General features: G+C 59.1%; 16 protein-coding genes. 6 read left to right on the top strand and 10 right to left on the bottom strand.

Going from position 1 to position 13,305, the window contains the following annotated elements; translation table 11 throughout:
• From LCH65_RS12225 to LCH65_RS12210, 4 genes are all read right to left on the bottom strand, one after another.
• Window positions 1-993 carry an ABC transporter permease gene (locus LCH65_RS12225; RefSeq protein WP_003366998.1) on the bottom strand — a complete coding sequence of 331 codons (993 nt, stop codon included), beginning with the start codon at window positions 991-993 and terminating at the stop codon, window positions 1-3.
• Complete coding sequence (locus LCH65_RS12220; RefSeq protein ID WP_003366996.1) at window positions 990-2,543, bottom strand: sugar ABC transporter ATP-binding protein; 1,554 nt, start codon at window positions 2,541-2,543, stop codon at window positions 990-992. Before LCH65_RS12220 ends, LCH65_RS12225 begins: the two co-directional genes overlap by 4 nt.
• A gap of 53 nt (window positions 2,544-2,596) precedes the next feature.
• Window positions 2,597-3,556: a sugar ABC transporter substrate-binding protein gene (locus LCH65_RS12215; protein ID WP_003366993.1), complete on the bottom strand. Its 960-nt coding sequence runs from the start codon at window positions 3,554-3,556 to the stop codon at window positions 2,597-2,599.
• A gap of 193 nt (window positions 3,557-3,749) precedes the next feature.
• Window positions 3,750-3,974, bottom strand: coding sequence for a YgdI/YgdR family lipoprotein (locus LCH65_RS12210; RefSeq protein ID WP_003433005.1), 225 nt, complete (start codon window positions 3,972-3,974; stop codon window positions 3,750-3,752).
• Between the two features lie 139 nt (window positions 3,975-4,113).
• Here LCH65_RS12210 and LCH65_RS12205 point away from each other — a divergent pair, with 139 nt between their 5' ends.
• From LCH65_RS12205 to LCH65_RS12195, 3 genes are all read left to right on the top strand, one after another.
• Complete coding sequence (locus tag LCH65_RS12205; RefSeq protein ID WP_003366989.1) at window positions 4,114-4,365, top strand: DUF1654 domain-containing protein; 252 nt, start codon at window positions 4,114-4,116, stop codon at window positions 4,363-4,365.
• A gap of 4 nt (window positions 4,366-4,369) precedes the next feature.
• Entirely contained in the window at window positions 4,370-5,071 is a 702-nt protein-coding gene (locus tag LCH65_RS12200; RefSeq protein ID WP_054081857.1) for an endonuclease I family protein, read from the top strand.
• 222 nt (window positions 5,072-5,293) lie between these two features.
• Window positions 5,294-5,530 (top strand): DUF6555 family protein, encoded by a 237-nt coding sequence (locus tag LCH65_RS12195; protein ID WP_003366986.1) that lies wholly within the window; start codon window positions 5,294-5,296, stop codon window positions 5,528-5,530.
• 74 nt (window positions 5,531-5,604) lie between these two features.
• Here LCH65_RS12195 and map read toward each other — a convergent pair whose 3' ends face one another.
• The 4 genes from map to LCH65_RS12175 form a co-directional block, all read right to left on the bottom strand.
• Window positions 5,605-6,396 (bottom strand): type I methionyl aminopeptidase, encoded by a 792-nt coding sequence (gene map / locus LCH65_RS12190; RefSeq protein WP_003433008.1) that lies wholly within the window; start codon window positions 6,394-6,396, stop codon window positions 5,605-5,607.
• Window positions 6,393-6,650 carry a ParD-like family protein gene (locus tag LCH65_RS12185; RefSeq protein ID WP_003366981.1) on the bottom strand — a complete coding sequence of 86 codons (258 nt, stop codon included), beginning with the start codon at window positions 6,648-6,650 and terminating at the stop codon, window positions 6,393-6,395. Before LCH65_RS12185 ends, map begins: the two co-directional genes overlap by 4 nt.
• Before the next feature lie 87 nt (window positions 6,651-6,737).
• Complete coding sequence (locus LCH65_RS12180) at window positions 6,738-6,935, bottom strand: hypothetical protein (RefSeq protein ID WP_003366979.1); 198 nt, start codon at window positions 6,933-6,935, stop codon at window positions 6,738-6,740.
• Between the two features lie 102 nt (window positions 6,936-7,037).
• Entirely contained in the window at window positions 7,038-8,069 is a 1,032-nt protein-coding gene (locus LCH65_RS12175; RefSeq protein ID WP_226439510.1) for an Ldh family oxidoreductase, read from the bottom strand.
• A 270-nt stretch (window positions 8,070-8,339) separates the two neighbouring features.
• Between LCH65_RS12175 and LCH65_RS12170 the strand changes: the two genes are divergently transcribed.
• The gene (locus tag LCH65_RS12170; protein ID WP_003366973.1) at window positions 8,340-9,368 is read left to right on the top strand and encodes a FecR family protein; all 1,029 of its coding nucleotides are present in this window, start codon (window positions 8,340-8,342) and stop codon (window positions 9,366-9,368) included.
• Window positions 9,369-9,595: 227 nt separating this feature from the next.
• On the top strand, window positions 9,596-9,988 hold the full coding sequence (locus LCH65_RS12165; RefSeq protein WP_024663342.1) for a Fe2+/Zn2+ uptake regulation protein: 393 nt from the start codon (window positions 9,596-9,598) through the stop codon (window positions 9,986-9,988).
• 33 nt (window positions 9,989-10,021) lie between these two features.
• On the opposite strand, the gene LCH65_RS12160 is transcribed toward LCH65_RS12165, so the two are convergent.
• A complete protein-coding gene (locus LCH65_RS12160; protein WP_003366968.1) occupies window positions 10,022-10,210 on the bottom strand; it encodes a hypothetical protein in 189 nt (62 codons plus the stop codon).
• A 249-nt stretch (window positions 10,211-10,459) separates the two neighbouring features.
• Here LCH65_RS12160 and LCH65_RS12155 point away from each other — a divergent pair, with 249 nt between their 5' ends.
• Window positions 10,460-12,268, top strand: coding sequence for a monovalent cation:proton antiporter-2 (CPA2) family protein (locus tag LCH65_RS12155; protein WP_226439509.1), 1,809 nt, complete (start codon window positions 10,460-10,462; stop codon window positions 12,266-12,268).
• A gap of 37 nt (window positions 12,269-12,305) precedes the next feature.
• Here the strand turns inward: LCH65_RS12155 and LCH65_RS12150 are convergent, their stop codons facing one another.
• Window positions 12,306-13,232 carry a glycosyltransferase gene (locus LCH65_RS12150; RefSeq protein ID WP_044308295.1) on the bottom strand — a complete coding sequence of 309 codons (927 nt, stop codon included), beginning with the start codon at window positions 13,230-13,232 and terminating at the stop codon, window positions 12,306-12,308.
• Between the last annotated feature and the right edge of the window lie 73 nt (window positions 13,233-13,305).

Here is a 13,305-nt window from a genome sequence, read left to right as displayed (position 1 = left end):
TCAGCCCTGGCGCCGAGCCCGATGGCTGCGATAGGTGTCCAGTACCACAGCGATCACAATCACCGCACCGGTGATGATCCGCTTGGTCGGCTCGGTCGCACCGATCTGCGCCAGGCCTGCGGCCAGCACGGAAATGATCAGCACACCGAAAAAGGTGCTGATGATCGAACCGCGTCCGCCCATCAGGCTAGTGCCGCCGATTACCACGGCTGCAATGACCTGCAGTTCAAGCCCGGCGCCGGCATTCGGATCGGCGGCTTCCAGCCTGGATATCTGGAACAATGCCGCGACACCGGCCAGCAGCCCCATCAGCGAGAACACCAGAATCTTGTAAGGCTTGGGATTGATACCCGCCAGACGCACGGCCTCTTCGTTGGTGCCGATGCCGATCAGGTAGCGACCGAAAACGGTCCGGGTCAGTACTGCCTGAGCGACGAAGATGATCAGCAACGCGATGATGAAGGACGGCGCAATGCCGAAGGCAATCGGATCGGACAGCCAGGCGAACGAATCACCGATGTAGGCGGTACGCGAATTGGTCATCTGGTAGGCCGCGCCACGGGCCATTTCCAGCACGCCCAGAGACACGATGAACGACGGGATGCGCCAGGCGACCGTGATCGAACCGGTGACCGTACCCGCCAGCGTCGCACAGGCAATGCCCAGCAGCGCCGCCGGAAACACGCTCCAGCCCCAGCCGAGGATTGCCACACTGACCGCCGAAGCGGCCAGGGCAAGCACCGAGCCGACCGACAGGTCGATGCCGCCGATGATGAGGATCAGCGTCATGCCGACCGACAGCACCATCAGGTCCGGGATCTGGTTGGCGAGCATGCTGAAGGTCTGGTAGGACAGGAAGTGATCGCTGAGCAGCGAGAACAGCACAATCATCACCAGCAACGCACCGGCCAACCCGATGTAGGTACCCAGACCAAAGTAGTTGCCGCCGCGACGGACTGGCACAGTCAACGTCGGAGAAGGAGTATTTTTCATGAGTCGTTCCTGGGCGCCGCATCATTGAGCAGCGCGTCACGTTTCTGATAACCGGCGAAGGCAGCGGCCAGCAATTGGTCCTGGGTCCAGCTGTCGCGTTCGAACGTGTCGATCAGGCGACCGGCAGACAGCACGCCGATACGATCACAGATCAGCATCAGCTCGCGCAGATCACTGGAAACCACCACCAGCGCCCTGCCCTGACGGGTCAATTCGGCCAGCAGCGCGTAGATATCGAACTTGGCACCGATGTCGATGCCCCGTGTTGGCTCGTCGAACAGCATCACCGTGCAGTCACGTTCCAGCCAGCGACCGATCACCACCTTCTGCTGATTGCCACCCGACAGCTCGGAGACCAATTGGCCCGGACTGGAGCTGCGAATGCGCATGGCCGCTACCTGGCGCTGCGCCAGCTTCAGCTCGTCGTCGCTGTTGACCATGCCCGCACTGGAAATCGAATGCATGTTGCCCAGCGCAATGTTGGCGCTGATCGATTGCGACATCAGCAGGCCTTCGCTCTTTCGGTCTTCCGTGATCAGCGCGATACCCTGCTCTACCGCGTCGGCTGGCGAGCGAATGCTGACTTTCCGCAGCGGCTTTCCGACTTCGATGTCACCGCTGTCGGCAACGTCTGCACCGTAGATCAGACGTAACAACTCGGTACGCCCGGCACCGATCAGCCCGGAAATACCGAAGATTTCACCTCGACGCACGTCGAAGGACACATCCTGAACCTTGCCGGCGCGATTGAGCCCCTTGACCGACAGCGCCACCTCGCCAATCTGCCGGGCGCCCATGTCGATATGCTCGCCGAGCTCACGGCCGACCATCAGGGTCACCAGTTGCTCACTGTTGTATCGGGCAATCGGCTCGACACACACCAGCTTGCCGTCGCGCAGCACAGCGATGCGCTGGGACACCCTGGCCAGCTCTTCAAGCCGATGGGAGATGTAGATGATCGAGACGCCACGTGCCTGCAGCCGTGTGATCTGCTCGAAGAGCATTTCCACTTCGCGCGAGGTGAGCATGGCAGTGGGTTCGTCGAGAATCAGCACGTGACAGTCGCCGATCAGGTTGCGGGCGATCTCGACCATCTGTTGGTGGCCGATCCCCAATTCGCCGACCAGCGTGTCGGGATCAATGGCGTCCAGCCCCACTTGGGCCATGGCCTCGATCGCGTTTTCGCGCAAGCGCTTGCGGTCGATCCAGCCGGCTCTGCGGGGCAGGTCATGAAGAAACAGATTTTCGGCCACGGTCAGGGTCGGCAGCAGGTTGAGCTCCTGCATGACCATGCGAATGCCGAGTTTTTCGGCCTGGGTACGACTTGCAGGCTGATAAGGCTGGCCCTGGAACTCCATGTTTCCGGTGGTAGGGGTTACCAGCCCGCCGATGATTTTCGACAAGGTGCTTTTACCGGCACCGTTTTCCCCGGTCAGGGCGAGCACTTCGCCACGCATCAACGTCAGGTCGACGTCACCAAGTACGGGCTGTGCGTAGGTTTTGCCGATGCCACTGACCGAAAGAACAGCTGTCTGAGCAGACGCTGACATACATTTCTCCCAGCGCCCGTCCTCTGCGGACGGGCACCTTTACACGGCGTGGATCAAGGTTGAGTAACGAGTTGCACCGGCGTTTCGATCACGCCCTTGTCGTTAGTGTCGACCTTCTCGCCTTTGACGAGCTTGAGGGCAGCTTCGATGCCGAAGACCGCCTGCCTGGCTGCGTACTGATCGGCCGTGGCCAGAACCCGGCCATCCTTGAGCATCGGCTTGATCGCATTGATGTTGTCGTAGCCCACGACCATGACCTTGCCAGCCTTGCCTGCCGCACGCACTGCAGAGACGGCGCCCAGCGCCATGCTGTCATTACCGGCCAGCAAGGCTTTCAGGTTCGGGTATTCGTTGAGCATCGCCGAGGCCACAGCATTGCCCTTGTCGATTTCCCAGTTACCGGACTGCGTGGACACCACTTTCATTTTCGCTTCGTCCATGGCGTCCTTGAAACCGGCGGTGCGTTGCTGAGCATTATTGGTGGTCGACACACCTTCAATGATGCCCACCTCGTCGCCAGCGGTCAGTTTCTTGGCCAGATAGTCGCCCACCAGCTTGGCACCCTTGCGGTTGTCAGGCCCTACGAACGGGATTTGCAGGTTCTTGCTTTTGAGCACGTCGACATCGAGTTGGTTGTCAATGTTGACGACCTTGATTCCGGCATCGGTGGCTTTCTTGAGCACCGGTACCAGCGCCTTGGAGTCGGCTGGTGCGATCACCAGCGCATTCACGTTGGAGGCGATCATCTGTTCGACAATGCGGATTTGCGCGGACGTGTCGGACTCATCCTTGATCCCGTTGGAGATCAGGTCGAATTCGGTGGCATGTTCTTTCTGGTAGGCCTTGGCACCGTCTTCCATGGTCAGGAAGAACTCGTTGGCCAGCGATTTCATGACCAGTGCGACCTTGGGTTTTTCAGGCGTCTGGGCATAGACGGTAGAGAGGGGCATGACTGCCGTGACGGCAGCAAACATGGCGACAGCGAGAAGGCGTCCAGCGAATGGCAGCTTCATGAGTTCATCTCCGATCTTGTGATTATTGTTCGGGCGAACGGCGCAGAATCGATGCCGGGCATCGACGCGCAAACGTTTGCGAGGAGCGAACTATGGAAAAAGCTGCAACCTTTGTCAATCCACCTGAAATTAAATCTTACCGAGCTGCCCGCCCCCGCTAGCGCGGGGAACGGGCGTCACGATCAGTCGGGTCTCACTCTTCAGGTTTGACCGTCGCTACATCATCAGCCTTGATCCGGACGGTCTTGCCGGAGATATCCTCGAACTCGTAGAAACCGTCGCGAGTCTTGGTCTTGGGCATGTCTTTGGTCACGTACTGAGTACCGTTTTGCAGCGTGACGACCGAGGGCGTGGAACAGCCTGCCAGCAGCACAACTGCCGAGGCCAGTAACGGAAATGCCAGTGACTTGATATTCATGCGTGACTCCGGAAACGTCAGGGTGTTTTTTCAAGGCAATAGTGTGCCACTTCGAGCGCTTTATCTTACATAGATGTTGCGAAAGATCCGACACTGAAATACTGTATGCCCGTACAGCAATATTCAGGGACCTTTTTCCGTGGCAAAACAAAGCGCAGCGACCCCTTCCATTCCCGGCCCTTACGAGCGCATGGGCATGCGGGTACAGAAGATCATCAACTCGCCCACCGCACAGAAATCCAGGGCTGCCCTGCTCTTTCGTCAGCCAGACGAGGCAGAGGACGACTGGGCGCAACTCCTTGAAGAAATAGCCGAGAACGACAATGTCACCCTCGCCTGGCGCGACGACGGTGGCGTGCAAATATTCTGGACGTTGCCGAAGGAAGACTGACGGCATGACGTTTCGATTTCCCACACTGCTTTGCACCACCCTGCTCATCACCGCCTCATTCGCCGCCCAGGCACAAGCCCCGCGCACCTTCAGCGAAGCCAAGAAAGTTGCCTGGGGCTTGTATGCACCGCAGTCGACCGAGTTTTACTGCGGCTGCAAATACACCGGCAATCGGGTCGACCTCGCGGGCTGCGGCTATGTCCCGCGCAAGAGCGCCAAACGGGCCAGTCGTATCGAATGGGAGCACATTGTGCCTGCCTGGCAGATCGGTCATTTGCGCCAATGCTGGCAGAACGGCGGGCGCAAGAACTGCACACGAACTGACCCGATTTACAAACGCGCCGAGGCAGACCTGCACAATCTGGTACCGAGCATCGGCGAGGTCAACGGTGACCGCAGCAACTTCAGTTTTGGCTGGATACCCGAGCAAAAGGGCCAGTACGGTTCATGCCTGACACAGGTGGATTTCAAGGCCAAAAAGGTCATGCCTCGCCCCTCGATACGCGGCATGATCGCGCGCACCTACTTCTACATGAGCAAACAGTACAATCTGCGCCTCTCGCGCCAGGACCAGCAGCTCTATAAGGCCTGGGATAAAACCTATCCGCCCGAGGCATGGGAGCGCCAGCGTAACCAGCAGGTCGCCTGTGTCATGGGACGTGGTAATGATTTTGTAGGCCCGGTAGACCTGAAGTCGTGTAAATAACGAAGCTTGATCAAAGGCCGAGCCCTCAAACGGATGAGTGCTCGGCCATTGATTAACGCGCTTGAGTGAATCCAAAACCACTTATCGGACATCTCTTAACTCAATCCATGAACGCTACGATTTTCGGTCTACTCTCTGGAATCAAAGGCGTGATCGGGAGGCCCCCTTTCGTGTATATGCCCAAAACAGTCAGGCTGATTATCACGTTAGCAGGCAGGGAAGATGAATCATCAAACGGAATTTGAAATTCACTATCAATTCAATGGCCAACCTCACTGCTTTCTGCATCAGGCAACGCAACTGTGCCAGAGCGACGCCTTGCACTGTGCGACCCTGCATGCAGGTGTCGGGACCGTGAGCGGCAATATATCCGCAGGCCCGATAGGCGTCGCAACCTTGCAGGCAAAGCGTTTTGGCGTGACGCAGGTGCATTGGAGAAGGGCTTCGCTGCAAGCCTGAAACATCGTCCTGTTCAACACAACAATGGCCTTCGAGAAGGCCGTTGTTCCTATGCATTGCCAGACACTTGCGGATCAAATGGCAGGGTAAGCGCCTGTGCCATCAGGCCACGGCGTCAGCAGCTCGAAACCGGTCGAGGTGACGGCAACCATATGCTCCCACTGCGCAGACAGTGAAAGGTCGCTGGTCAGAACCGTCCAGCCATCCGGCAGCGTCCGGGTGCCCGCCCTGCCCGCATTGATCATCGGTTCAATGGTGAACACCATGCCCGGCTTGAGCCTGAGGCCTTTGCCCTGCGCACCGTAGTGCAAAACCTGCGGCTCTTCATGGTACTTGCGCCCAATGCCGTGTCCGCAATATTCACGCACTACGCTGAAACCTTCGCGGTGAGCGACGCTCTGGATGGCGTAACCGATATCACCCAAGGTTGCACCCGGACGCACAGCATGAATACCGGCGCGAGTTGCCTCATAGGTCGTCTCGACCAGACGCCTGGCCAGGGGGCTGACCTCACCCACCAGGTACATACGGCTGGTATCGCCATACCAGCCGTCCTTGATGACCGCGACATCGATATTGACGATATCGCCTTCCTTGAGGATATCGGTGGCAGAAGGTATGCCATGGCACACCACGGCGTTCGGAGAGATACAGGTGGTCTTGGTAAAACCGTGATAGCCCACATTCGCAGGAATCACTTTCAGCTCTTTGACGATGTATTCGTTGCAGATGTCGTCAAGCGCTTCGGTGCTGACGCCCGCCTTGACGTAAGGCGTGATCATCGCAAGTACATCGGCAGCCAGTCTGCCGGCTATGCGCAGTTGCACGAGGTCCTGTTCGGTCTTGAGACCGATAGCGCTGCTCATGAGACCGCCTTGGAAAGGCTGGAAGCTGAAAGCTCCGAGACGTTGAAGTTCGAAGCGGTCAGCACGGTCTCACCGGCATTTTCGAGACGGATCAGCATCTGGCAGATCTCGCTGTAATCCAGCGTCGGGTGCAGTTCAGCGAGCATACCGACACGCATCCAGTGCTCGGCCTGCGCATTGATCGAGCGGCTGAGCGCAACGCTGGCAGAGCGCAGATTGGCGTGCATGTTTTCGGAAATTTTTACCAGACCCATGATTCACCTCAAGTTGAATATATGAAGCATATACGCTGCGTATACTCACAATCAACCCGAGACGTGCCGTGGCTGTGATCAGCCACCTTATTCCATCGAGCCAGCCTGGCGGTATTCGCCGCCCGCGCGGGCAGCCGCGATGACTATCGACACCTCTGGCTCGTAGGCATTGAACTGGCGCAGTGCGGCCGCCAACTGGAGAAAATCCTCACGCTGCATTTCGTTGGCTGCAGAGAGCATGCGATGTTGTTGAGCAACCGGGCTTTGCGCTGACTTAAGGGACATGACAGACCTCATTCGTTCTTTACTGTTCATGCATACAGTATTTTGAACTGCGCGCCGATACAAGACCGGTCGCGACGAATGGTCGGTGAATGTGTAAATGGCTCAATGCCCCGCCAGGGTCTGCAGGCGATCCAGATCAGCCTGGGCGATGCTGATACCGTGCGCCATTGATCGAGCGCGCTCGCTGTAGCGTCGATCCCCCGGCAGACGCTCCTGCCCGGACCCATGCAGTTGCCGCACCAGTTCCTCACTGCGCTGTGCAAACGACTGACCGCTGCCCTTGTCAGGATCGATGACGATCAGCAACTGGCCGGTCCAGGGCGTCTGCGCACCGGGATGCTTCGACCAGTCGAATTCGAACGAGAAATTGCCCCCTGTCAGCCCTGCGGCCAGCAGCTCGACCATCATCGACAATGCCGAACCCTTGTGCCCGCCGAACGGCAACAACGCACCACCCTCGAGAATGGCGCGCGGCTCTTCAGTGGGCTGGCCGTCGCGATCGACACCCATGCCCGCTGGTAACAGCCGACCTTCACGTGCGGCGATCTGTACATCACCGTGGGCGATGGCGCTGGTCGCCAGGTCGAAAACAATAGGCTCGCCGCCTGCACGGGGCGCGGCGAAAGCAATCGGGTTGGTGCCGAACAGAGGCTGACGCGCACCATGCGGCACAACGCAGGTCATGCTGTTGACCATGCTCAGGGCAACCAGCCCCTGTTCGGCGAAAGGCTCGACATCCGGCCATAACGCAGCGAAGTGATGAGAGTTGCGGATGGCCAGAACCGCAATTCCGGCACTGCGTGCCTTGTCGATCAACAAGGCTCTGGCCGCCGCCAGTGCAGGCTGGGCAAAGCCGCCCCCGGCGTCGACCCGGACAAACGCAGCGCCGACATCCTCGACCACCGGCACAGCCTTGCCGTTCACCCACCCGCTGGCCAGCGATGAGAGATAGCCGGGAATGCGAAAGATGCCATGGCTATGCGAGCCGTCGCGCTGGGCGCTGGCGCAGTTCTCGGCCAGCACGTCGGCAACCTCCGTGCAGGTGCCGTGGGCAAGGAAGATCCGGCGCAACAGATCTGTCAGTTGCTCAAAGGAAACGGTCCGGGTCGACTGATCGGCAGGGTTGGCGCGCATCTGAAACTCCTGTTCATGGCGGTAGATCGAGAACGCTAGCGAGAACGACAAGGCGAAGACAGGTTCCGAGAGTAGCGCCGAGGACTCTGCAAAGACACTCCCCGGGCACTGACTTCATTGCGGCGGGCAGACTGCGACGGATAGTTTTCAATGAGAGCAGCTTGCATTCACCAGAAAATACGCAGCACCTTGATAGGCAATAGCCGGCAAATGTTCTCTCTCCCTGAAATCAAAGGGTAGAATGCGCCGAAGGTATAGGCCGGAGCGCCCATGAGCGACCCTCTTTTCAGCAACGCAGAACACGACGCGATCACCGATGCCGCTGCGCATTGGTGCATGCGCCTGCATGCAGAAGACTGTACCGCTGCCGAACGAAAAGCATTCGAGCAATGGCTGAAGGCCCACCCCCTGCATGCGGTCGAATACAACGCCATGCTGGAAGTCTGGGATATCACCGGGCAAATCGAACCGCTTAACCCGGCACCTGTGCGCCAAGCCCAGGCTGACCGGCCCGGTCAGGTTCGGCCTCGTCGCGGTCGCCGCTGGGCAAAACTGGCCGCAGCCGCAGCGGTCGTTGCCCTGGCGCTACCGATTGCCGGGTACGTCGGCTGGCACCAGGGCTGGCTGCCTGATACCTACGAGACTTACAACGCCGATACCACCACACGCCTGGTCATGCTGGAAGACGGCAGCCGCGCCGAGCTGAACCTGGGTACCGAGTTGACCTATGCCAATTACCGGGATCGACGCAGCGTCACGCTGAAAAAGGGCGAGGCGTTCTTTGAGGTCAGCCACGACAACACCCACCCCTTTGTTGTCGACGCCGGCTCAGGCAGCATCACGGTCACCGGCACACGTTTCAATGTATGGATGTACCAGGATCAGGTACGCGTGACGCTGGTCGAGGGGTCGGTTCAGGTCACCAGTGATCGTGCACATCCTTCCTCGAACCACCCTCTCGCCCCCGGCATGCAGGCCAGCTACAAGGCGGGCGACGATGCTCCACTGATCAGTCAGACCGAAGCACGCGATACCAGCCTGGCGTGGCGCAATGGCAAGCTGATCTTCAATGATCTGCCGCTCAGCCAGGCACTGCCGCTGATCAATCGCTACCTGCAAACACCTATCCTGCTGGCGGACAGCGCAACCGGTGCCATGCGTCTGGGCGGCAGTTACAACACCCATGACCTGTCGAGCCTGCTGACTTCTCTGCCCAAGGTGCTGCCGGTTTACGTGACGCAGAATCAGAACGGCAATCCGGTGCTCAATCGCCGCACCTCCGACACACCGAAAGGCTGATCGCACTCGCAGTCTTGCCGATGCGCAGCGACTTCGACTGCGCCCACCGTCGGAACAATCTCCTCTCGCGACCGACGATTGTTCATCTAACCTCAAGCGCACAACGCTGCAGCGAGCCTGTACACGTTGAGCCGCATATTTTTTTCCGCTGATAACTGAGGTTTTGCCGAGCTCGTTCGTCTTAGTAATCGAGAGTGTTTAAAAAAAGCCTGAAAAGGAGTTTACGGATGTTCAATCGCCAAGGAATCACGACTCGCACCCTGCTGCGGCAAACCGCACTGGCTGCGCAGGCACAGTCGCCCGCTCTGGAGGCCGAGCGCCCCGGAAACGAGCACATCCGGATGCTCCTGAAAAGCTTTGGCCTGCGCACCAGCCTGGTCAGGCTCAAGGTGCTCGATGCGCTGCTGGTCTCGAGCGAGGAAGGCCATCCCCTGGGAGTGCGCGGCGTACACAGCCAGTTGCTCAGGCTCGATGTGCCGCTATCGTTTCTGAGCGTGCGCGAGGTGCTCAAGCGTCTGTGCGACGAGGGCGTGATCCACCTCAACGACGACAAGACCTACAGTCTGCACCCTCGCGCCCGGGAATGGCTGGGAGACGTCGGCAAGGACAGCGCCCAGTAAGCACAGCCCCCTTGCCGCATCGACCATCAGCGCTTAGCGCTTGACCTTGCGACGCATGATGCCGTTGAGGATCACTACCAGCACCGCCACGCTGATCGCGATGTACTGAAAGGTCTTTTCGGTGATGGCACCGGTGTTTTGCAGATGCGACAAGCCCAGCATGATCGCCAGAACGCCGAGGGCGATCAGAATCGAGTAAATCAAACGCTGCTTGTTGGTCATAACGGCTTCCTGAATGCTCATGAGCGGGCAACTGACGCTGCCTGTTTGCGCGCTTATCTTACGCCGATGAGCGACGGATGGCATCGTCACCCTCTGTCTCGCCTCACTCTCCCGCGCGCCCTCTCCTGCACGTTCTATTAACGACGTTGATTATCGTCATGCCGCGATGCGCGTTGCCGTGTAAAACTCCCATGCTTTAATACCGCCCCTGCTTCAACAGTGTGTTCAATCATTACCAAGGAGTTTCACATGCCCCATGAAGGCAGCCTGCTGCAGGTCGCAGTAGTGTTTCTACTCGCCGCCGTGCTGACTGTGCCGTTGGCCAAGCGGCTGAAGCTGGGCGCGGTGATCGGCTATCTGTTCGCCGGCGTGATCATTGGCCCTTCGGTATTGGGTCTGATCGGCGATACCGAGAGCGTCAGCCATATTTCCGAACTTGGCGTAGTACTGCTGCTGTTCATCATTGGCCTGGAGCTTTCGCCCAAACGTTTATGGGTGATGCGCAAATCCGTGTTTGGCGTCGGCATGGCGCAGGTGCTACTCACCGGCCTGATCATCGGCGGGGTCGCCTTCGCTGCCTTCGGCCAGTCGCTGAACACTGGGGTCATTCTGGGCCTCGGCCTTGCCCTGTCGTCCACGGCCTTTGGCCTGCAGAGCCTGGCGGAGCGCAAACAACTGAACAGCCCGCACGGCAGGATGGCGTTCGCCATTCTGCTGTTTCAGGACATCGCGGCGATCCCGCTGATTGCGATGGTGCCATTCCTGGCCGGGGCCGATCACGCGATGGACACCGGCGAAAGCATCAACCACGGCCTGCGCGTGCTGGGCAGCATTGCCATTGTGGTGATTGGCGGACGCTATTTGCTGCGTCCGGTGTTTCGTATCGTCGCCAAGACCAAAATCCAGGAAGTCTCGACCGCCACGGCCTTGCTGGTGGTGATAGGCACGGCGTGGCTGATGGAACTGGTGGGGGTGTCCATGGCGCTGGGCGCGTTTCTCGCTGGCCTGTTGCTGGCCGACTCCGAGTACCGTCACGAACTGGAAGCACAGATTGAACCGTTCAAGGGATTGCTGCTGGGGCTGTTCTTTATCAGCGTCGGCATGGGCGCCAACGTCGGCCTGTTGCTCAGCTCGCCGCTGATCGTGCTGGGCCTGACGCTGCTGCTGATCGCAATCAAGCTGCCGATGCTGTTCCTGATCGGTCGCACCCTTGGCGAACTCAACAACCGCAGCGCGTTGCAGTTGGGCCTGGTACTGGCCGCAGGCGGCGAGTTTGCCTTCGTGGTGTTCAAGATCGGCAGCGCTCAGGGGCTGTTCAAGGCCGGGCTGTACGACATGCTGGTGTTGACCATCACCTTGTCGATGGCGATCACACCGTTGCTGTTCATTGCCCTGGCGCGCTGGATCAAACCCAGGATCAAGCCTGTCGAGGTGCCGGACGAGTACCGCGATATCCAGACCGACAAACCACGGGTGGTCATTGCCGGCATGGGCCGTATGGGGCAGATCGTCGCGCGTATCCTGCGCGCGCAGAAGATTCCTTTCATCGCTTTGGACACCGCCGTAGAGTCCATCGAGTTCTCACGCAGCTTCGGCAATGTCCCGGTCTTCTATGGCGACCCGCTGCGCCCGGAAATATTGCGTGCCGCCAAGGTCGATGAGGCCGAATTCTTTGTCATCGCGACCGATGATCCGGACACCAACATCAAGACTGCCGAGCTGATTCGCAAACTGTATTCGCACATGAAGATCATTGCTCGCGCACGTAACCGCCAGCATGTTCATCGGTTGATGGACCTAGGGGCTCACGCGGTTCGCGAAACGTTCTACTCAAGCCTGGAAATGAGTCGCCAGACCCTCATGGGCCTGGGCCTCAGCGAAACACAGGCCGACGCACGCATCAGTCGCTTCAAGCGTCACGACGAACAGGTGCTGGCCGCTCAGCATGAGGTGTATGACGACGACGCCAAGGTGCTGCAGACCGCCCGCGAAGCCAGGGCCGACCTCGCGCAACTGTTCGAGGCAGACCGTCTGGACGAAGAAGCCGCAAAAAGCTGACCTGCCCATACGCCGCAGGCGTGGTCTGCGGCGCAACTCAGGCGTAAGGGCTGTCCCAGTAGCGCGCGTACATGCCGAGCTTCTTCTTCACGCCGCGCGGCAAGCGCTTTTCCTGTCGGCTCAGCTTGTAGGCCAGCAGCTTCAGCGCATTGCGCACGAACGACACAGGCCACCAGAGGATTCGCCGGGGACCGAGGAATTTCAGCTCGGACTTGACGTAACGCATGCCCTCGCCGCCAATGCCGCCAAAGGTTTCGTAGATCCACGCTTCGCGGGCCTGGAACACGCCGATATCAAAGTAACGGCGAAACTCTTCGCGCAGGCTGTAATTATGGGAATGACGGCATACAGCCGAGCCTTCGTAAGCCGCTTTCCAGCCATCGATAAGCATTTTCGCGGTGACGTACATGTCCTCCGAAAGGATCACATGCCGCGGAAAACCGCCAATGGCCCGCAACGCTTCGCCTCGATAGGCCGCAAACGAGTTGGACATGAATGGCGTCTTGATACCCAGCGTACCGGCGTCGGCGAGCGTCTTGATCTGCGAGGTCGGCGGGTAATTGAACAGCCGCGCATGCTGGGCCAGCAGGTTGGCGTCCTTGTGCGGCAACTGTCGCCCGCATACCGCACCGACCTTCGAGTCGGCGAACGGCAGCAGAATGTTGGCGATGGCATTGATGTCTTCAACGTACGCATCCTGGGTCATGAAGACATACACATCATAGTCAGGATGCAGATCGACCATCATCTGCCGGGTACCGCCGTGGTTGAAATCCTTGCTGTCGATGCGCAGCACATTGGCACATCGGGCTTGCGCCAGCTCCAGCGTGCCATCCGAGGAACTGGAGTCCACGATCAGCGTATCGAAGCTGGCAGTCTGCGCAGCCAGTGAATCCAGCAGACGTTCCAGATCCTTGCGTCCGTTGTAGGTCGGGATCACACAAGCCACTCTCAATGGCGCCATAACAATACTCCAGGGCGAAGTCCGGTTGCCCACTGTGTCAGCGTTGTTGAGCGTAGCTCATGCGTACCCGCCC

Source organism: Pseudomonas sp. MWU16-30316, assembly GCF_020515645.1.
GTDB classification, from domain to species: Bacteria; Pseudomonadota; Gammaproteobacteria; order Pseudomonadales; family Pseudomonadaceae; genus Aquipseudomonas; species Aquipseudomonas cerasi.
This window is presented reverse-complemented; position numbering and strand designations above follow the sequence as displayed.